Origin of the sequence: Streptomyces sp. NPDC051940 (assembly GCF_040680895.1) — a bacterium.
Taxonomy (GTDB): Bacteria; Actinomycetota; Actinomycetes; order Streptomycetales; family Streptomycetaceae; genus Streptomyces.
This window is the reverse complement of the sequence record NZ_JBFAXR010000062.1, coordinates 5,227-24,352: the sequence shown is the minus strand read 5'-3', so window position 1 is coordinate 24,352 and position 19,126 is coordinate 5,227. Positions and strand designations below refer to the sequence as shown.

At 73.4% G+C, this 19,126-nt stretch carries 19 protein-coding genes, 1 pseudogene and 1 riboswitch; of the genes and pseudogenes, 10 read left to right on the top strand and 10 right to left on the bottom strand.

Going from position 1 to position 19,126, the window contains the following annotated elements:
* Positions 1-90 precede the first annotated feature (90 nt).
* Positions 91-336 (top strand): (2Fe-2S)-binding protein, encoded by a 246-nt coding sequence (locus tag AB0M28_RS23315; protein ID WP_365408092.1) that lies wholly within the window; start codon positions 91-93, stop codon positions 334-336.
* Between the two features lie 11 nt (positions 337-347).
* On the opposite strand, the gene bfr is transcribed toward AB0M28_RS23315, so the two are convergent.
* Positions 348-827 carry a bacterioferritin gene (gene bfr / locus AB0M28_RS23310; protein ID WP_365408089.1) on the bottom strand — a complete coding sequence of 160 codons (480 nt, stop codon included), beginning with the start codon at positions 825-827 and terminating at the stop codon, positions 348-350.
* 179 nt (positions 828-1,006) lie between these two features.
* On the opposite strand from bfr, the gene AB0M28_RS23305 reads away from it, so the two are divergent.
* Positions 1,007-1,621 (top strand): sulfite oxidase-like oxidoreductase, encoded by a 615-nt coding sequence (locus AB0M28_RS23305; RefSeq protein WP_365408086.1) that lies wholly within the window; start codon positions 1,007-1,009, stop codon positions 1,619-1,621.
* 12 nt (positions 1,622-1,633) lie between these two features.
* Here AB0M28_RS23305 and AB0M28_RS23300 read toward each other — a convergent pair whose 3' ends face one another.
* From AB0M28_RS23300 to AB0M28_RS23270, 7 genes are all read right to left on the bottom strand, one after another.
* Positions 1,634-2,173, bottom strand: a complete 540-nt coding sequence (locus AB0M28_RS23300) for a DUF4396 domain-containing protein (RefSeq protein ID WP_365408083.1) — start codon at positions 2,171-2,173, stop codon at positions 1,634-1,636.
* Between the two features lie 72 nt (positions 2,174-2,245).
* Entirely contained in the window at positions 2,246-3,136 is an 891-nt protein-coding gene (locus AB0M28_RS23295) for a deoxyribonuclease IV (protein ID WP_365408080.1), read from the bottom strand.
* A 1-nt stretch (position 3,137) separates the two neighbouring features.
* Entirely contained in the window at positions 3,138-5,057 is a 1,920-nt protein-coding gene (gene pknB, locus AB0M28_RS23290) for a Stk1 family PASTA domain-containing Ser/Thr kinase (RefSeq protein WP_365408077.1), read from the bottom strand.
* A gap of 134 nt (positions 5,058-5,191) precedes the next feature.
* Positions 5,192-5,989, bottom strand: a complete 798-nt coding sequence (locus tag AB0M28_RS23285) for a thiazole synthase (protein ID WP_365408074.1) — start codon at positions 5,987-5,989, stop codon at positions 5,192-5,194.
* 5 nt (positions 5,990-5,994) lie between these two features.
* On the bottom strand, positions 5,995-6,198 hold the full coding sequence (gene thiS, locus AB0M28_RS23280) for a sulfur carrier protein ThiS (protein WP_365408071.1): 204 nt from the start codon (positions 6,196-6,198) through the stop codon (positions 5,995-5,997).
* On the bottom strand, positions 6,195-7,385 hold the full coding sequence (gene thiO, locus AB0M28_RS23275; RefSeq protein WP_365408068.1) for a glycine oxidase ThiO: 1,191 nt from the start codon (positions 7,383-7,385) through the stop codon (positions 6,195-6,197). The genes thiS and thiO overlap by 4 nt, the downstream gene beginning before the upstream one ends.
* A riboswitch (TPP riboswitch) is annotated at positions 7,383-7,495 on the bottom strand. It overlaps the preceding gene by 3 nt.
* Positions 7,496-7,625: 130 nt before the next feature.
* Complete coding sequence (locus AB0M28_RS23270; RefSeq protein WP_365408065.1) at positions 7,626-8,048, bottom strand: SRPBCC domain-containing protein; 423 nt, start codon at positions 8,046-8,048, stop codon at positions 7,626-7,628.
* A gap of 176 nt (positions 8,049-8,224) precedes the next feature.
* On the opposite strand from AB0M28_RS23270, the gene AB0M28_RS23265 reads away from it, so the two are divergent.
* From AB0M28_RS23265 to AB0M28_RS23245, 5 genes are all read left to right on the top strand, one after another.
* Complete coding sequence (locus AB0M28_RS23265; RefSeq protein WP_365408166.1) at positions 8,225-9,403, top strand: FAD-dependent oxidoreductase; 1,179 nt, start codon at positions 8,225-8,227, stop codon at positions 9,401-9,403.
* A 79-nt stretch (positions 9,404-9,482) separates the two neighbouring features.
* Positions 9,483-9,848 carry an Rv2175c family DNA-binding protein gene (locus tag AB0M28_RS23260; protein ID WP_365408062.1) on the top strand — a complete coding sequence of 122 codons (366 nt, stop codon included), beginning with the start codon at positions 9,483-9,485 and terminating at the stop codon, positions 9,846-9,848.
* A gap of 576 nt (positions 9,849-10,424) precedes the next feature.
* Positions 10,425-11,087 carry a thiamine phosphate synthase gene (thiE, locus tag AB0M28_RS23255; RefSeq protein ID WP_365408059.1) on the top strand — a complete coding sequence of 221 codons (663 nt, stop codon included), beginning with the start codon at positions 10,425-10,427 and terminating at the stop codon, positions 11,085-11,087.
* 118 nt (positions 11,088-11,205) lie between these two features.
* Positions 11,206-12,135, top strand: coding sequence for a methylenetetrahydrofolate reductase [NAD(P)H] (gene metF / locus AB0M28_RS23250; RefSeq protein WP_365408056.1), 930 nt, complete (start codon positions 11,206-11,208; stop codon positions 12,133-12,135).
* 34 nt (positions 12,136-12,169) lie between these two features.
* The gene (locus tag AB0M28_RS23245; RefSeq protein ID WP_365408053.1) at positions 12,170-13,096 is read left to right on the top strand and encodes a hypothetical protein; all 927 of its coding nucleotides are present in this window, start codon (positions 12,170-12,172) and stop codon (positions 13,094-13,096) included.
* 41 nt (positions 13,097-13,137) lie between these two features.
* Here AB0M28_RS23245 and AB0M28_RS23240 read toward each other — a convergent pair whose 3' ends face one another.
* Together AB0M28_RS23240 and AB0M28_RS23235 are read right to left on the bottom strand one after the other, a co-directional pair.
* Positions 13,138-14,619: an NAD(P)/FAD-dependent oxidoreductase gene (locus AB0M28_RS23240; RefSeq protein ID WP_365408050.1), complete on the bottom strand. Its 1,482-nt coding sequence runs from the start codon at positions 14,617-14,619 to the stop codon at positions 13,138-13,140.
* Between the two features lie 74 nt (positions 14,620-14,693).
* Entirely contained in the window at positions 14,694-15,323 is a 630-nt protein-coding gene (locus AB0M28_RS23235) for a DUF4126 domain-containing protein (protein WP_365408047.1), read from the bottom strand.
* Between the two features lie 627 nt (positions 15,324-15,950).
* Here AB0M28_RS23235 and AB0M28_RS23230 point away from each other — a divergent pair.
* From AB0M28_RS23230 to AB0M28_RS23220, 3 genes and pseudogenes are all read left to right on the top strand, one after another.
* Positions 15,951-16,355 (top strand): annotated as a pseudogene (locus tag AB0M28_RS23230) (SAV_6107 family HEPN domain-containing protein); the annotation flags it as partial.
* Between the two features lie 106 nt (positions 16,356-16,461).
* Complete coding sequence (locus tag AB0M28_RS23225) at positions 16,462-17,232, top strand: methyltransferase (RefSeq protein WP_365408163.1); 771 nt, start codon at positions 16,462-16,464, stop codon at positions 17,230-17,232.
* A 271-nt stretch (positions 17,233-17,503) separates the two neighbouring features.
* Positions 17,504-17,902: a DUF3040 domain-containing protein gene (locus tag AB0M28_RS23220; protein ID WP_365408044.1), complete on the top strand. Its 399-nt coding sequence runs from the start codon at positions 17,504-17,506 to the stop codon at positions 17,900-17,902.
* Positions 17,903-19,126 lie beyond the last annotated feature (1,224 nt).

The window sequence follows — 19,126 nt, the reverse complement described above, 5'->3', positions numbered from 1 at the left end:
GCCCACTGAGACCGGGCTCACGCTTTTGGGACGACCCCTGGGCGGGTAAGGTAAGCATTACCTTTCCTTCCGGCCCGGGGGTTTTCCCGTATGTACGTGTGCTCGTGCTTCGGCATCACCGAAGAGCAGGTGCGCGAGCACGCCTCCGAGGGGCGCTGCACGCCCCGGGCCATCGCCTCCGCCTCCAAGGCCGGCACGGACTGCGGCTCGTGCGTACGCCGCATACAGGCCCTGCTGGGCCGGGGCGCGGGCTGCCCGCGCGGCGACCTCATCGCGGCGAAGGACCCCGAGGCGCTGGAGCCGCAGCCGGCCGCCGCCCTCGCGGAAGCCGCGTAGGCCCCGCCCCGTCAGGACTCCGGCTGCTCGATCAGCTGCGCGATGTACAGCGGCTCGCCCAGCTTCTCGATCAGCTCCAGCTGCGTGTCCAGATAGTCGATGTGGTGCTCCTCGTCCTCGAGGATCGACTCGAAGATGTTCGCCGAGGTGATGTCGCCCTTCGCGCGCATCACGTCGACGCCCCGCTTCAGCCGGTCGATCGCCTCGACCTCGACCTGCCGGTCGGCCTGGAACATCTCCGTCAGCGTCTGACCCACCCGGACGTGGAAGAGCCGCTGGTAGTTCGGCAGCCCGTCCAGGAACAGGATCCGGTCGGTGAGCACCTCCGCGTGCTTCATCTCGTCGAACGACTCGGCCCGCGTGTACTTGGCGAGCTTCACCCACCCGAAGTTCTCCTGCATCTTCGCGTGCAGGAAGTACTGGTTGATGGCGGTGAGCTCCGCCGTCAGCTGCTCGTTCAGGAACTCGATGACCTCGGGGTCGCCCTGCATGGCGCTTGATCCTTCCCTGCGTGAGGAGTTGCCGTCTCCGGCACCGATGCGCTGCGCATCCTTGCACCACCGAGCGATCCGATCCAGTAAGTGCATGCTTACTATGAGTTGCCCGTATGTGTCCCCGGACGGACCGCCCCAGGTCCTGACCACCCGCATCCGTCTGACACCATGGAGTCATGGGTCAGCTCGAAAGCCGCGCAGGGGCGCTTCCTCCAGGCCAGCGGCTGCAGAAGGGCTGGCCGGTCACCCACTACGGCCCCGTGCCCAGGTTCAAGCCCGACCGCTGGGAGTTCCGGGTCTTCGGCGCCACCGCCGACGGCGGCAAGCACTGCTGGAACCACGAGGAGTTCTCGGCCCTCCCGTACGAGACGGTGGTCGCCGATCTGCACTGCGTGACGAAGTTCAGCATGCTGGGCGCCGAATGGGGCGGCGTACTGGCCCGTACGGTCGTCGAACTGGCGCCGCCGGCGGACGACGTCACCCATGTGATGGTGTGGGCCGAGTACGGGTTCAGCTCGAATCTGCGCCTGGACGACTTCCTCGCCGACGACACCGTCTTCGCCACGCACAAGGACGGCGAGCTCCTCACGGCCGAGCACGGCTTCCCCGTACGGCTCATCGTGCCGCGGCTGTACGCCTGGAAGGGCCCGAAGTGGGTGCGGGGCGTGGAGTACATGACGGCCGACCGCCGCGGCTTCTGGGAGGAGCGCGGCTACCACAACATCGGCGACCCGTGGCGCGAGCAGCGCTACTCCTACCAGGAGGAGCCGGGCGAGGGTCCGGAGCTCTGAGCCCCGCGCCCGTCAGTGGTACTGGTGCACCACCGCGTGCCCCCTGCCCCGGCCGATCATCCACTTGTTCACCGGGGTCGTGACGACGAACGCCACGGCGAAGGCCAGCGCCAGGGCCCACCAGAACAGGGCGTCCGACAGCTGCGCGTCCATCGCGCCCGGGATCACCAGCAGGGAGGCGTTGTCGACCAGCTCCATCACCGCGATGGACACCGTGTCGGCGGCCAGGGCCACCCCGACCGCGGCCCTCAGGCTCAGCCCGGCGCGGGTGACGGCCCAGAAGGTGAGCGAGTAGCCGAAGAAGAACGCCAGCACGATCGACAGCGCCAGGGTGGGCGCGTTGTGCCAGGCCAGCGCGGTGCCGATCGCCATGCCGAGCACCTCGCCGATGGCGCAGCCGGTGAGGCAGTGCAGGGTGGCCTTGACGGCCATGGACCAGCTCGCCGGGCCGTGTCCCTGGTGTGCGGCGCCGTGTCCCTCGTGGGCCTCGCTGTGCGCGTCGGGTACCACGGGTGCGGCGTGGTGTGCGTGTTCCGGATGCCCGTGCTGCATGGGATTCCTCCAGCGCCTGATCGAGGGTCCTCTCGACGACGAGAACCATATACCCCGTCGGGGTATTCCGTATCAGATTCTCCGCAACTGCTTCAGCCGCCGGATGTCGCGCCCGTGACCCTTCTCGTCCTTGCCGCCGGGCGTCTCGATGATCAGCGGCACGCCCTCGGTCGCCGGATGGCTGAAGATCTCCTGGAACGCCGCCGCCCCGATCCTGCCCACGCCGATGTTCTCGTGCCGGTCGAGCCGCGAGCCCGCTCCGGCCTTCGAGTCGTTGGCGTGGATCAGCCGCAGCCGGCCCTCGCCGGCCACCGCGACCAGCTCGTCCAGCAGCGCCTTCATCCCGCCCGCCGGCGCCAGATCGTGCCCCGCGGCGAAGGCGTGGCAGGTGTCGAGGCAGATGCCGAGCCGCGGATGGCGGTCCAGGGCGTCCAGATACGGGCCCAGATCCTCGGCCAGCGAGCACAGCGAGAAACCCTGCCCGGCCGTCGGCTCCAGCAGGAACAGCGGATCGTCGTCGCGGTCCAGTTCGTCCAGCAGCGGCAGGACCAGCTCCCGTACCTGCGCGAGCGCCGTCTGGCGCGTCCGCCCGCCCGTCGCCGAGCCGGTGTGCACCACGACGCCTAGGGCGCCGATCTCGCGGGCGCGGCGCAGCGAGTGCCGCATGGAGTTCACCGAGGCGGTCGCGGTGGCCGGCGTGTGCGAGCCGAAGTTGATCAGGTAGGGGGCGTGCACGTACGCCGGGATCCGCGCCTGCTCGCAGGCCGTACGGAACGCCTCGTCCTCGCGCGGATCACCGTCCGGCGTGGCCCAGCCGCGCGCGTTGGCGACGAAGACCTGCACCGACTCGCAGCCCAGCTCGCGTGCCTTGGCCAGGCCCTTCTTCGCCAGCCCGCCGGCCACGGGCACATGGCTGCCGACCGGGTTGCGCAGCCGGGCGGGGGACAGTCTCCTCGGGCTCACGTCACCTGATCCAGATGGTGATCTCGCTACCGCGGGGCGCCTCGTCGCCGCCCTTCGCGGACTGGCTGAACACCTTGTCGCCGAAGAAGACCTGGTTGCGGTTGACCTCGAAGCCGGCGTCGCGCAGCTTCTGCTCCGCCTCGTCGGCGCTCAGGCCCACCACGTCCGGGACCTCGACCAGGTCCTGGCCCTTGGAGATCGTCAGCCGGATCGTGTCGCCCTCGGCGGCCTCGGCACCGGGTGCGGGATCGGTCGTGGCGACCTTGCCCGCGTCCTCGGCGGAGTACTCCCGTACGGGGGCGACCTCGACCTCGAAGCCCGCCTCGCGCAGCTCCTGCATCGCGGTGCCCTCGTCCTCACCGACGACGTCCGGCACCTCGACCGGCTGCCCCTTGCTGACGACCAGCGGCACGGCCGTACCGCCCGCGACGTCCTCACCCGCGGCGATACCCGAGGAGATGACCGAACCGGCCCGGTAGGAGTCGTGGAACTCCTCCGTGACCTTCCCGGCCCGCAGCCCGGCCTCCTGCAGAGCCTTCTTCGCCTGCTCGAGGGACATCCCCTCCAGCTGCGGTACGCGCGCCCGCTCCGGGCCCTTGGAGATCACCAGCGTCACCGTGCCGTGGTCGCGGATCCGCTCGCCCTGCCCGGGGTCGCTGCTGATGACCTTGCCGCGCTCGACGGTGGCGCTGAACGCCTCCTTGGTCCGGAACCGCAGGCCCTCCTTCTCCAGGGCGCCGGTGGCCTGCCCCGCGGTCTTGTTGAGCACCGCCGGGACCTTGGTGAACTGACCGGAGTTGATGTACCAGACCCCGGCCCCCACACCCAGCACGATCAGCGCGGCCAGCAGCGCGATCAGCCCGCGCCGCGGCACCCCGGGGGACCGCTGTCCGCGGCCCGGCGGGACGGGCGGGGCCGGCGGCGGACCCGGCGGCGGGCCCGCGGGCAGCACGCTGGTGCGGTTCAGGTCCGCCTGCGCCGCGGGGTCCTGCCGCGGCAGCACGCTGGTGAGGTCCTCGGAACCGCTGCGCTCCTCGCGCAGGGCCGTGGGCGGCATCGCGTCCAGCTGTACGTCGGTGAGCGCCGCCCGCACCGCGCGGGTCTTCTGCAGCAGCTCCACCGCGTCGGCCGGCCGCCGCTGCGGATCGCGGGCCGTGGCCGCCAGCACCAGTCCGTCCAGCTCCGGCGCCACCGCCGGGGCCAGCTCGGAGGGCAGGCCGACGTCCTTGTGTAGCGCCTGGTACAGCACCTGGGCCGGGGAGTCGCCGCGGTGCGGCTTGTAGCCGGTCAGCAGCTCGTACAGCATCACGCCGCACGCGTACACGTCCACGCGGGCGCTCGTCAGGCCGTGCTCGATCTGCTCCGGGGCCAGATACGAGACCGTGCCCAGCATCTGGCCGCCGGCGTTCGTGGTGTGCGTGTTCGCGGCCCGGACCAGGCCGAAGTCGGCGACCTTGACCCGGCCGTCGTCGCCGATCAGCACGTTCTCCGGCTTCACGTCCCGGTGGATCAGACCGCTGCGGTGCGCGGCGCCCAGCGCCGCGAGCACCGGCTCCATGATGTCCAGGGCGGCGCGCGGCTGCAGCGCCCCGCGCTCGCGCAGTACGTCGCGCAGGGTGCAGCCCGCGACGTACTCCATCGCCAGGAAGACGTACGGTCCGTCCACGCCCTGGTCGTAGACCCCGACCACGTTCGTGTGCGAGAGCGCGGCCGCGGCTTTCGCCTCGCGGATGAAGCGCTCCACCGACTGGGGCTCCGCGGCGAGCGCCGGGAGCATCACCTTCAGGGCCACCACCCGGTCCAGTCGCAGGTCCAGGGCGCGGTAGACCGTGGCCATGCCGCCGACGGCGATCCGCGCGTCGACGCGGTAGCGGCCGTCGAGCGTATGCCCGACCAGGGGGTCGTGAAGGGTCGTGTCCACGAGGGGATTCTACGAGGGACGCGACGGATGCCCCGATTCCGCGCGATCCCTGCAGCAGTACTGCAGCGAAACGGTGACCCACGTCACTCTGCGGTGAGTTGGGGGGCCCGGGCCGGCGAAGGGCGGGCTCTCCGTCACACGAACGCAGGCCGCTCCGGATCGAACGCCGCGCGCCCCTCCTCGGGCGAGCTGGCCCGGGCGAAACGCCGCCGCGGGATGCGCCCCGCGCGCCGCGCCAGCCGCCCGGCCGCCACCCCGTGCCGCATCGCCGCCGCCATCAGCTCCGGATCCTGCGCCCGGGTCACCGCCGACGCCAGCATCACCCCCGCACACCCCAGCTCCATCGCCTGCGCCGCGTCGGAGGCCGTACCGGCGCCCGCGTCGAGGATCACCGGTACGCCGGCCGCCTCGACGATCAGCTCGAAGTTGTGCGGGTTGCGGATGCCGAGCCCCGACCCGATGGGGGAGCCCAGCGGCATCACCGCCGCGCAGCCGGCGTCCTCCAGCCGCCGCGCCAGGACGGGATCGTCGTTCGTGTACGGCAGGACGGTGAAACCGTCGTCGACCAGCGTCTCGGCCGCGTCCAGCAGCTCCACCGGATCGGGCAGCAGGGTCCGCTCGTCGGCGATCACCTCCAGCTTCACCCAGTCCGTGCCCAGGGCCTCGCGGGCCAGCCGTGCCGTGAGCACCGCCTCGCCGGCCGTGTGGCAGCCCGCGGTGTTCGGCAGCACCCTGATCCCGTGCTTCGCCAGAACGGACAGCACGGAGCCCTGTACGCCCGGATCGAGGCGGCGCATGGCGACCGTCGTCAGCCCGGTGCCGGAGGCGAGCAGCGCCCGCTCCAGGATGTCGAGGCTGGGCGCGCCGCCCGTGCCCATGATCAGCCGGGAGGAGAAGGCCGTACCGGCGATGACCAGCGGATCGTCCGTCATCACGGTCACCCTCCCTGCACGGCGGTCAGCACCTCGACCCGGTCGCCGTCCCCGAGAGGGGTGGCGGCCCAGCGGCCGCGGGGGACGACCGTCTCGTTGACCGCGGCGGCGACGCCCGTCGGGGCGGTGGTGAGGGTGGCCACGAGGGCGTCGAGGGTGAGGCCGTCCGGGAGCTCGCGCGGCTCCCCGTTCACACGGATCGTGCTCATGCGTTCGCCGGCTCCTTCGCGGAGGTCCGTCCGGCGAACCGGCCGGCGGAGAAGGGACGCGCCTCGGGCGGCAGTTCGCCCGTCGTCAGCACCTCGGCCATGGCGTCGCCCGTCACCGGCGTGAGAAGGACGCCGTTACGGCCGTGACCGGTCGCCAGGTGCAGGCCGTCGAGGGCGGTCGCGCCGAGCAGCGGCGCGTTGTCGGGGGAGACGGGACGCAGCCCGGCGCCCGTCTCCACCAGCGGCAGCTCGGTCAGGCCCGGGATCAGCTCGTGGGCGTCGCGCAGCAGCTCGTACACGCCGCCCGCGGTGACCGTGGTGTCCCAGCCCGTCTCCTCGCTGGTCGCGCCGATCACCAGCTCGCCGCTCGCGCGTGGCACCAGGTACACGTCGGAGCCGCGCACCACCGCCCGTATCGTGCGGGAGAGGAACGGCGCGTACGCGGCGGGGATCCGCAGCCGCACCACCTGCCCCTTCACCGGCCGTACCGGGGGCAGCAGCTCCTCCGGTACGCCGGCCAGCCGGCCGCTGAGGCTGCCGGCGGCCAGCACCGTCTGCCCGGCGGCGACCGCGCTGCCGTCCTCCAGCACGACCCCCGCGGCCCGTCCGCCGCTCACCGTCAGCTCCCGAGCCCGCGCGCGGTGGAAGGCCACGCCCGCGCGCTCGCAGGCGGTCACCAGCGCCCGCGCCAGCAGCCGGGGGTCCGTCTGGTGGTCGCCGTCCACCCGCAGCCCGCCGCGGACACCGGGCGCGAGCATCGGCTCCAGCCGGCGGCACTCGCGGCCCGCCAGCCACTGCGACGACAGGCCCAGCTGCTCCTGGAAGGCGTGCAGTTCCCGCAGCTGCGCGCGGTCGTCGGCGTCCAGCGCGACGGCGAGCGTGCCGCAGGTGCGGTACGCGATGTCCGCTCCGGCCGCCTCCTCGAGCTCCGCCGCGAAGTCCGCGTAGCGGCGGGCGGAGCTCAGATTGAGGGCGAGCAGCTCCTGCTCGCCGTAGTGCGCCTCGGTGACGGGCGCGAGCATGCCCGCCGCCACCTGCGCGGCGCCGCCGCCGGGCGCCGGGTCGGCGACGGCCACCGCCAGCCCGCGCTGCGCGGTGCGCCAGGCCGTGACGAGGCCGATGATGCCGCCCCCGACGACGAGGACGTCGTGGACGGTGCTGTGTGTGTGCGTAGCGACTGGCCGCATGGCGGAACAGCCCCTCCCTTCGCCGGCATGACCCGGATCAGGTTCGTACGGTCGGGGGCCGGCCAGCCCCCCTCTCAGCCCGGTCCGTCCGGGCTCCCGCGAGTGGTCTACGCCCGCCAGCCTAGCGGCAACGCCCGGCCACTTGAATGCCGCATCGGCGGGGCCGGGCAGGCGTGGACCCCTGCCGCGGGGAGGGGCGGCAGGGGGCCTGGTGGTGCGGGGACGTCCCGGCGGAGGCGCTCAACGGGCCAGGAACGCCGTCAGGCCGTCCAGCAGGATGCCGCTGCCCTCCTTCGCCATGTCCCGCTCCTCGGCGGACGCACACGCCTGGCTGAGCACGATCTCGCACCCGCCGTCCACCGGACGGAGGGCCAGACCCATGACCGTCGGCTCGGCACCCGGGATGTCCATCGAGAGGGTCAGCTTCTCGTGCTCGACGACCTCGATGTACGAGCCGCCGAGCGCGAAGTACCCGCCGGGCGTGACCATCGTGGCCTGCCACTTGCCGCCGGGACGGACGTCGAGGGAGACCGAACCGGGGGCCGCGTTCGCCCACTGCTCGTAGTCGCCCGGCGTGGTCCATGCCTGCCAGACCCGCTCGGCGGGGGCGGTCAGGATTCGGGTCAGGGTGTAGTCGTACGTCATGGTGTGCTCCTCGGTCATGGCCCGTCGCGGGCCCCGGTGTTGCCCCCGTGTCGGGGTGCTCGCGGGGGTAGACCAGGGACCGCGGGAAAACTCATCGCGCGGGCGGAAGCGGTCGTCACGGGGGTGGGCTGACCTATGGTGACCATGTGAGTGAGCGGACCAGCGGCCGGCGGGCCGTGATCGTGGGAGCCGGTATGGCCGGCGTGCAGACGGCGGTCGCCCTGCGGGAACAGGGCTGGGCGGGCAGCGTCGTGCTGATCGGCGCGGAACCCCACCAGCCGTACGACCGTCCGCCGCTGTCGAAGGCGGTGCTGCTCGGCAAGGCGGAGGACTCCGCGTTCGACGTGGACTTCGAGGGGCTCGGGATCGAGCTCCGTCTCGGCGAGGACGTGCTCGCCCTCGACGCGGACCGGCGGACGGTGCGTACGGAGGCGGGAGAGGTGCCGTACGACGCCCTCGTCATCGCCACCGGCGCCGAGCCCGTCGCGCTGCCCGGCAGCGAGGGCGTACCCGGCGTCCATCTGCTGCGGACACTGGACGACGCGGAGCGGCTCAAGCCGGTGCTCGCCGCGCGGCACGAGATCGTCGTGGTCGGTGCGGGCTGGATCGGCGCGGAGTTCGCCACGGCCGCCCGGGAGGCCGGCTGCTCGGTCACGGTGGTCGAGGCGGCGGACCGTCCCCTGGCGGGCGCGCTGCCGGCGGAGGTCGCGGCGCCCATGGCCGCCTGGTACGAGGACGCGGGCGTCCGGCTGCTCACCGGCGTCGCGGTGGCGCGCGTCGCGCAGGGGTCGGTGGAGCTCGCCGACGGCCGGGTGCTCCCCGCGGACGCGGTGGTCGTCGGCATCGGGGCGCGCCCCGCGACGCGCTGGCTGGCGGGCTCGGCCGTGGAGCTGGCGCAGGACGGATCCGTACGGGCGGACGAGCGGCTGCGCACCTCGGCCCCCGACGTGTACGCGGTGGGGGACTGCGCGTCCTTCCCGTCGACCCGGTACGGGGAGCGGGTGCTCATCCACCACTGGGACAACGCGCTGCAGGGGCCGGCGACGGTCGCCGCCAACCTGATCGCCGACAGCTGCGCGGACCCGGCCCGGGTGACGTACGACCCGGTGCCGTACTTCTGGTCGGAGCAGTTCGGGCGCTTCGTGCAGTACGTCGGCTATCACCGGGTGGCCGACGAGCTGGTGTGGCGGGGGGATCCCGCGGGGGCGTCGTGGTCGGTGTGCTGGCTGCGCGACGGCGTGCTGGTGGCGCTGCTGGCGGTGGGCAGGCCGCGGGACCTGGCACAGGGGCGGAAGCTCATCACGCAGGGGGCGGAGCTGTCGCCGCTGCGGGCGGGGGATCCGGCGGTGCCGCTGAAGTCGGCGGTGCGGTGAGGGGCACTCCCGGCCCTGAGAACCCCTCTGATGGACGTGCCCCGTTCCCGGTGTCGGCGGCAGATGGCAGGCTTGTCCTGTGACCGAGATTGACGCAAAGACCGATGCACTCGTACCCGCGTGGCTGACCCTGCCCGACATCGCCGAGCGACTGGGCACGGAGGTGACGCGCGTGCGCCAGCTTGTGAAGGAGGGCCAGCTCATCGCGGTGCGCCGCGGTGAGAACCGGGTGCTCATGGTGCCCGCCGACTTCATCGGCGAGGAGAAGATCGTGAAGGGGCTGTCCGGCACCCTCACGCTCCTGAAGGACGACGGCTTCAGCGACGAGGAAGCCCTCGAGTGGCTGTTCACGCCGGACCCGACCCTGCCGGGCACGCCCGCGCAGGCGCTGCGCGAAAACCGCGGCACGGAAGTGAAGCGTCGGGCGCAGGCGCTCGCCGTCTAGCCCCTCGCGGCCTGCGGCCGCGCCGCACCTCGGACGCTGCGCGTCCATGGGTGCGGCGCGGTCCGCGGTGCGCTGCGGTTAGCGCTGGCTGACGCGGTCGGCGCTGCGCGCCTCGTCCTCAAACGCCGGACGGGCTGGATTCGGTGCCGGTTGCGCTGGGATGCCGGCGGAGCGTAAGCGGAGTCGGCGCAGCCCCACCGGGGCATCGCAGGTATACCTCGGCGGAGCGCAAGCGGAGCCGCTCGCTTCGTACCGGCGGAGCGTCAGCGGAGCCGCCCCGCTCCGTATCCGGCGGAGCGCCAGCGGAGCCGTTCGCTGGGCGGCGCAGGGCGCCGTCCCCTCGCGCTCCGGCCGGCAAGGCCCCCTGGGGCCGCAGAATCGCTTCGAGCCGCCGCGACAACCGGCCACGAACACCCACCCCACCCACCCCGTCCACCCACCCCACCCACCCCACCCACCCCGCCCACCCCGCCCACCCCGACCGGTGACCGCTGCATGCCTTACCCGCCCCCACCCCCCGCCGGAGGCTGAGGCAGAATCCCCCCAGCCACGACCCGACCACCCCCGGGGGACCCGATGCCGTACCGCGCAGCGCTTCACGACGCCAGGCTCTACCTCTGCACCGACGCCCGGAAGCGGCAGGGCGACCTCCCCGCCTTCCTGGACGCCGCGCTCGCCGGGGGTGTCGACATCGTGCAGCTCAGGGACAAGTTCCTGGAGGCCAGGGAGGAGCTCGAGCTTCTCGAGGAGTTCGCCGACGCCTGCCGCAGGCACGGGAAGCTGCTCGCCGTGAACGACCGCGCCGATATAGCGAGCGCCGCGCAGGCAGACGTACTGCACCTCGGCCAGGGCGACCTCCCCGTCCCCAAGGCCCGCGCAATCATCGGCGGCCGCACCCTGATCGGCCGCTCCACGCACTCGGCGGACGAGGCCGCACAGGCGGCCCACGACCCCGGCGTGGACTACTTCTGCACCGGGCCCTGCTGGCCCACCCCCACCAAGCCGGGCCGGCACGCCCCGGGCCTGGACCTGGTCCGGTACGCCGCCGCCCTGGAGACCGACCGCCCCTGGTTCGCCATCGGGGGCATCGACGCCGGGAACCTCGACCAGGTACTGGACGCCGGAGCCCGCAGGATCGTCGTCGTCCGCGCGATCACCGACGCCGACGACCCCGGAGCCGCCGCCGCGGCCCTCGCGGCCCGCCTGCGCGCCGCGACGGACGGCGACCGAACGCACTGAACGCAGCACCGCACCGAGCGTGACCGAAACGCATCCCGTGTCACGGTCCGCCCCGAACATTCGGGCATAAGGGGCGAGCCCTTGGGCCTGCGCGTACCGGCCGGTTAGCCTGCCTCGTATGGCCCACGGCACTGCGTCGACCAGGACCGATCGAGCGATCACCGTTCGTGAGCTTCTTGCGTCTGGAAAACAGTCTTATTCGTTTGAGTTCTACGCGCCGAAGACCCCGAAGGGTGAGCGCACCCTCTGGGACGCCGTGCGCCGTATCGAGGCCGTGGGACCGACCTTCGTCTCCGTGACGTACGGCGCCGGAGGCTCCTCCCGTGAGGGCACCGTCCGCGCCACCGAGCGGATCGCCACCGACACGACGCTGACCCCCGTCGCGCACCTCACCGCCGTGAACCACTCCGTGGCCGAGCTGCGCAACATCATCGGCCAGTACGCCGACGCCGGCATCCGCAACGTGTTCGCCGTCCGCGGCGACCCGCCCGGCGACCCGATGGGCGAGTGGATCGCGCATCCGCAGGGCGTGACGTACGCCGCCGAACTGGTCAGTCTGATCAAGGAATCCGGCGATTTCTGCGTCGGTGTGGCCGCATTCACCAATATGCACCCGCGTTCGGTGGACTGGGACTCGGACATCCGGCACTTCGTCGACAAGTGCCGGGCGGGCGCCGATTACGCGATCACGCAGATGTTCTGGCACCCGGAGGACTACCTCCGCCTGCGGGACCGCGTCGCCAAGGCGGGCTGCGAGACGCCGATCATCCCGGAGATCATGCCGGTCACGAACGTCGGCCAGATCGAGAAGTTCGCACAGCTGAGCAACGAGGAATTCCCGCAGGACCTCGCGGATCGCATTCTCGCGGTCAGGGACGACAAAGCAGCGGTACGCTCCCTTGGCATCGAGTACGCAACGGAGCTCAGCGCGCGGCTGCTGGCCGAGGGAATCCCCGGTCTGCATTTCATTACGCTCAACCACTCCACGGCGACGCTGGAGATCTATCAGAACCTCGGGCTGCAGCAGCGGTCCGGACAGCCGGCATGATGCGGCGGAAGGCAGGCGGAACATGGGCGAGGGCATGAGGACTGTCCTGTACATCGCCTTCGCGGCCGTGACTCTGTGGCTGCTGTGGGAAGTGCTGATGCAGTACAAGGCGCGCCTGCGCTGGCGCGCCGTGGCGCTCGCCGGCTTCCTGCTGGTGGCGGCGGGTCTGTTCGTGCTCGGCAGCCGGATCGTCATCGGCCTGGGCGCGGTGCTGTTCGCCTGGGGCCAGATCAAGGTGACGATGTCGTACCGCAGCGGCTTCTCCGACGGCTGGGCGCTCGGCCCGCACCCGGAGGAGGACGAGGAGGACGACCGCCCGCGCGGACGCCGCCGCCCCTCCGAGGAGTACGACGGCTACGAGGAGCCCGCGCCGCTGCCCAAGCGCGCCGGCACGCCGTACGAGGACGTCCCCGCCCAGCAGGAGCCCGCCCCCGCCGCGTTCTCCCCGTTCGGCGGCGGACCGCAGGCCGCCCCCGCGGCGGCCGGTGCCGCCGCCGGCTACGACGGGTACGGCAACGGCTACGACACCGGGAGCTACGCCACCACCGGCTACGACACCGGCGGCTACAGCACGGTGGGCGGCTACGCCCAGCAGGGCCAGGACAACGGGCAGATATACGCCCAGAACGACTCCTACGCCGGCTACAGCGACCCGTACTCCGGCACCCAGTACGCCGCCACCCCGACGTACTACGACTCCGGCACCGGCGGCTACGACACGGGCGCGGCCGCCACCTACGACTCGGGCTCCTACCCGACCGCCGGCGGCTACGACCAGCAGCAGCAGTACACCGACCCGGGCTACGCCGCGCAGGGCGGCTACGACCCCTCCTACGGCCAGCAGGGCGGCTACGCGCAGGACGGCACCTGGGTCCCGCAGCAGAGCGAGGGCTACGACTCGGGGCAGTACCCGACCCAGCAGCCCGGATACCCGGGGTACGAGGAGCAGTACCGGTACTGACGGCGGGCGGACGGGTCTCGACGACAGCCCCCCCCCGCAGCTCACCGCGAGCCGCGGAAGTCCGCCCCTTCGACGATCAGGCCGGCGACCAGCGCACCGGACATACCGGCGTGCGGCAGCCCGCCGCCCGGATGCGACCAGCCGCCCACGGCGTACAGGCCCGGCAGCGGCGTCGTGTTCCCCCGTGCCAGATACGCGCCGCCCGCGCCCGCCAGCGCGGGGCCCGGCACGGCAGCGGTGCCCGTCTCCCGGGCCGTGTCGGCGGGCGTACGGACCTCGCGCCACAGAACGCGCTCCCTCAGTCCCGGCACCGCGGCCTCCGCCACCCGCGTCATACGGTCGGCGAAAGCCTCGGCCGTCTGCTGCCTGTCCCAGTCCGCACCCGTCGGTACGACGGCGGTGAGCGTCACCGCCTCGTGCGCGCCGTCCGGCCGCTGCGTGGGGTCGTCGGGGCGCAGGACGGTGACCGAGGGGGCGTCGGGGGCGTCGCCCGTGCCGAACACCCAGGACGCCTCCGCCGCCGGGTCGGGACTGTGTACGACGGTGTGGTGGACGGCGTCGTCCGGGCGCGCGCCGCGCAGCGCCAGGCATACGACGACCCGTCCCGGCATGTCCACGGGACCCGGCGCGTCGTCGCCGAGCGCCGTCAGAGTCCGCGGCGGGACACCGGCCACCACGTGGTCCGCGACCGCCGTACTGCCGTCGGCGAACTCCACCCCCGCGGCCCGGCCGCCCTCCGCAAGCACGGCGGACACCTCGGCGCCGAACGAGAAGGACACCCGGCGCTCACGGCACCGCTCGTACAGGGCGTCGGCGAGCGCGCGCAGCCCTCCCTCGACGTACCAGCTGCCGAAGGTCTGCCGCAGATAGGGCAGCACCACGGCGGCGGCCGGCGCCCGCGCCGGGTCGAACCCGTACGCCAGGGCCTCACCCGCGAGCATGGCGCCCAGCCGCTCGTCGCCGAGCTGCTCGCGCCGGATCTGGTGCAGCGTCCGCGCCCGCATGGGCCGGCGGCGGCGCAGCAGCCCTCCGCGCGCCTCCACCGGCGGATACGGATCCTCGGCGAGCCCGCGGGCGGCGTCGCCCAGCGGCTCCTCCAGCAGCGGGCGGCGGGTCGCGTCCCAGACCTCCCGGCCGCGGTTCACCAGCTCCGCCCACTCCCGTCCGGCGGCCGGGCCCAGCGCGGCGTCCAGGGCCGTGATCACGCCGCCCCGCGCGGCGGGCAGGGTCACGGACGTGCCGTCGGGGAAGACGTGGCGCAGCGCCGGGTCCAGGGCGCTCGTACGGACGCACTCCTCCAGCGGGCGCTTGCCGGTCTTGAGGAACAGATCGCGGTACACGGCGGGCAGATGCAGCAGGCCGGGGCCGGTGTCGAAGCCGAAGCCGTCGCGGGCGAGCCGCCGCACGGCGCCGCCGTGCGTGTCGCCCCGCTCGTACACCGTCACCCGGTGCCCGGCCGTCGCCAGCCGCGCCGCCGCCGCCATGGCGCCCATGCCGGCGCCGATCACCGCAATCTCTGCCATGGCCTGGACCCTAACCCGGGCCACGGGCCGTACCCGCCGCTGGTCGCCGCGGGGGCGGGGTCCGCCGCCGGCCGCTACGGGCCGTACTCGCCGCCCGTCGGTCCGCTCGCGGCCCGCTGCCGCTCGCGCTCGATTCTGCGGGCCCGTCTGCGGCGGCGGAAGCGGCGGATGCGGTGGGCGAGGAAGAACAGCAGCACCAGGCCCAGGACCAGCAGCACGCCGGCGATGATTGCGGCCGCGACGGGATGGAAGACGGCGAGCGTGATCACGCTGCCGACGCCGAGGTCCTCGGCGATGCTCGCGACGACGTTGCTGAACGGCTCGGGGGAGGCGTTGATCGCCATCCGGGTGCCGGCCTTGACGATATGGCTGGCCAGGGCGGTGCTGCCGCCGACCGCGCCCGCGGTCAGCTCCTCCATCGACCCGGACTGCTCCGCCAGCAGCGCGGCCACGGAGCCGCCCACGACGGGGCGGATGAAGGTGGAGACCGTGTCCCACATCGAGTCGAGGTACGGGACCTTGTCCACGACGGCCTCGACCATGAACAGCGCGCCCGCCGCGATCAGCACCTCGGGCTGCTGCAGGGTCTCCGGCACCTCGTCGGTCACCCCGGCGGCGCCGAGGAGGCCGAGCAGCAGGACGACGGCGTAGGCGTTGATCCCGCTCGCCCAGCCGCTGGCGAAGACCAACGGAAGCACCGACACGTTGCGATCGTAGGGCGCCGGGGTACTCCGTGCCGCCCAGCGGCGGGGTCTTCATGGGTGCCCGCGGACGAACGCGCCGCCCCGGAGCGGAACGATCCCCCGTCGTTCCGCCCCAGGACGGCGCCTTTCCTTCCCCCTGAGCCGGTGCCACCGCCTCGCCGCTCCGCCGCCCCGTGCCGGCGGTGCGGGCTGGTCGGTGTCGCTCCGGCCTGCTCACCACTCTGCCGTCGGCGCAGGTCCGGGCCATCCGGGCAGGTACTCATTCCTCCCCCTAGGTACGGGTACTCACTCCTGCGTTCTCAACGCCACCGCGCCCGGGGGCCCGACGGGATTCCCCGGGTACGCGGCCACCGGCCCGGGGAGCCGGCCGCGCACCGGGCCGCCGGGCCCGGCCGACCGGGCCGCCCGCGGCTGCCGTTGGGCGCTCGCAGAGTGCATCGTGCCTGGTCAGAGCCGATTGTCAGTGGTGTGCCCCACGATAGGCACATACGACCGAACAGGACGTGAGACCAGGAGGCAACCATGGCAGTCAAGCCGACACGCCGTGCCGCTGCTGCTTACGGCCCCCCGACCGCCCCGTTTGAACAATTGGGCCACCGGGCGCTGCGCCGTCCGATGCCGCCACGCGCCGCGCTCGAACTACTGGCCCAGGCCCACGCCGGCCTGGAGGAGGCGGCCGTCCTGGAGACGGCCAACGAGCGCTACGCCACCGCGCATCTGGCAGCCCTGCGCACCGCCGCTGCGGTGCTCGCCGTGCGCGGGCGCCCCGAGGAGTCCCCACGGCGCAGGAAGCGCATCCGCAGCGCCTGGGAGGTGCTCCCCGAGGTCGCGCCCGAACTGGCCGAGTGGAGCGCCCTGTTCGCCGCGGGGGCCCGGATGCGGGCCCGCGCCGAGGCCGGGATTCAGGGGGCGGCCGGCTGGCGGGACGCGGACGATCTCGTGCGCGCGGCGGGGATGTTCGTCCGCATAGTCGAGCGGACGCTGGTGCTGCAGCCGCTGCTGCCACACCAGGAGGAGGCGGACGGCGCCTGACGGGGGGAGGCGGGGTGGGCAGCCTCTAAGCTGGGGCCGCCCACGACCGGAGCACCTACGGAGCACAGCCATGTCGCAGGACCGCAGCAGCGAGACCCCGGGTGCGATGGCCGCCCCCGCCCCGGGGCAGAAGGGGAGCACCCGGGCCCAGGCGCGTACGGCCGTGGTCTGGCAGGTGCTGAAGGAGGCGCTGGACCGGCGGGCCAAGGAAGGTCCCTCCGAGGTGCTCGACGTCCTGGACACCGGCGGCGGCACGGGCAACTTCGCGGTGCCCGTCGCCGCCCTCGGCCACCGGGTGACCGTGGTCGACCCCAGCCCGAACGCCCTCTTCGGCCTGCAGCGGCGGGCCGCCGAGGCCGGCGTCGCCGACCGGGTCCGCGGGGTGCAGGGCGACGCCCACGGCCTCTTCGAGGTCGCTGAGCGCGGCGGCTACGACGTCGTGCTCTGCCACGGCGTGCTCGAGTACGTGGACGACCCCGCGGAGGGCGTGCGCAACGCCGTCGCCGCACTGCGGCCCGCCGGGATCCTCAGCGTGCTCGCCGCGGGGCTCGGCGGGGCGGTGCTGGCGCGTGCCCTCTCCGGGCACTTCACCGCCGCGCGGCGGGCACTGGCCTCGCCCGAGGGCAGCTGGGGCGGCAGCGACCCGGTGCCGCGGCGCTTCACGCCCGAGCAGCTGACCGCGCTCGTCACCGCCGAGGGGCTGCGGATCGACGCGGTGCACGGGGTGCGGATCTTCGCCGACCTCGTGCCCGGAGGGCTCGCCGACCAGGAGCCGGGGGCCCTGGAGGCCCTGCTGGAGCTGGAGCAGGCGGCGGCCGAGTCGCCGGCCTTCCAGGCCGTGGCCGGACAGCTGCACCTGCTTGCCACCCGGAGGTGATTTCGGGGGCCGGGGTGGGCAAAGGCATCAGCAGAAGGTGCGAGTCCGAGGCCACCCCGGCCGAGGAGGCGTCGGGAGGCGGGCGGTGACAGGTGCTGTAGGCCACAGACCACCCGTTCGGCCCCTTCGCCCCGTATCATCTGGAGACACGGTCCGCCTTTGCGGATCGGCGGATTTGGCACAGAGGGGCGGGTTTCACGGGGGCGATTCCCTGCATATCCTGAAGGGGACCCCTGGTCGCCCCCCTGCGACCGACGAGTAGGAGGACTCCGTGCCGCTCTCGGAGCACGAGCAGCGCATGCTCGAGCAGATGGAGCGAGCGCTGTACGCCGAAGATCCCAAATTCGCGACAGCGCTTGAGGGAAGTGGGCTGCGTGTCTACACCCGTCGCCGGGTGTACCAGGCCGTGGCCGGCTTTCTGGTGGGTATCGCGCTCCTGATGGCCGGTATGGTCGCCAAGCAGATCTGGGTCAGCGTGGTGGGCTTCCTCGTCATGCTGGGATGTGCGGTGCTGGCGGTGACCGGCTGGCGCAAGGTCGGCAAGCCTGGCGAGGCTGCGGCTGCCGCGCCCCCTTCGGGTTCGGGAACGCGACGACAGGGGCGCGCGAAGCGCTCCATGATGAACCGGATCGAGGACCGCTGGCAGCGGCGGCGTGACGAACAGCAGTAGCTGACGCGGCGCGAGCAGGGCGCCCGGGGGCCACGCCCGGCCCCCTCCGACCCCCCGCCGCGCCCCTCACCACCATGCCCCCAGGCATGCCCACCCCGCGCCCCCACGCGGGGTTTTCCATTCCTGCGCCTGGAGACACCCGCGGCGCACTGCGCGCTAACGCGCCCAACCGCCCCCGGCGGGCATCCGCACACCGCGGCCCATCGAACGCACGGGAGCCCCTAGCCCGCACGCGGGCCGAACACCTCCCGGAAGCGTTCTCCAGGCCCGCCCGGACGGGCCCGGAGACCCCGGGAAGGGACGCCTGGCAGGACCTCCGGCGAGAGACCTCCGAAAGGAACGCCCGGAAAGCCGCCGAGAGGGACGCGGGGAAGGCACGCCGGGAAGCGGCGAGGACCTTTGGGGCCCCACGCAGGACGCCGGAGGCCCCCCGTGACGGGCTTCCGAGGGGACACCGGGGGGCTCCCGAAGCCCCCGGAGGGAACGCCCCCCACGAGGGACGCCGCCTTACGAGTACGGCCCCTCCAGGAGCCCCCCTCGCGAGGGAACAGCGTTAGGGAAGCCCCCAGGGGACGCCTCCCAAGAGGGAGCCCCGGGCCCGGGGAAGCACCTGTCAGCGGCCCTCCAGGGGGACGCCCCGAGAGAGGCCCCCGGGGAGGGCCGCCTGGGACCCCCCGGGAGGGGCCGCCCCGCGAGGGAGCGCCCCGCGAGGGAGCGCACCGCGCCAGGGACAACGCCCGCTAGGGACCACCTCCCGCAAGGGACCCTCCCGGGAGGGACCCCCGGGGAGGGGCCGCCCCGCGAGGGAGCGCACCCGTCAGGGAACAACGCTCCGCTAGGGACCACCTTCCGCGAGCGACCGCCCCTGCTAGGGACCACGTCCCGCCAGGGACAGCCTCCGCGAGGGACCGCCCCCGGCCAGGGGACGCCCAGGGAGGGAGCGCACCCCGTCAGGGAACAACGCTCCGCCAGGGACCACCTCCCGCGAGCGACCGCCCCTGCTAGGGACCACCTCCCGCCAGGGACAGCCTCCGCGCGGGACCGCCCCCCGCCAGGGAACGCACCCCGCCAGGGACAGCCTCCGCCAGGGACCACCTCCGGCGAGCGACCGCCCCTGCTAGGGACCACGTCCCGCCAGGGACAGCCTCCGCGCGGGACCGCCCCCCGCCAGGGAACGCACCCCGCCAGGGACAGCCTCCGCCAGGGACCACCTCCGGCGAGCGA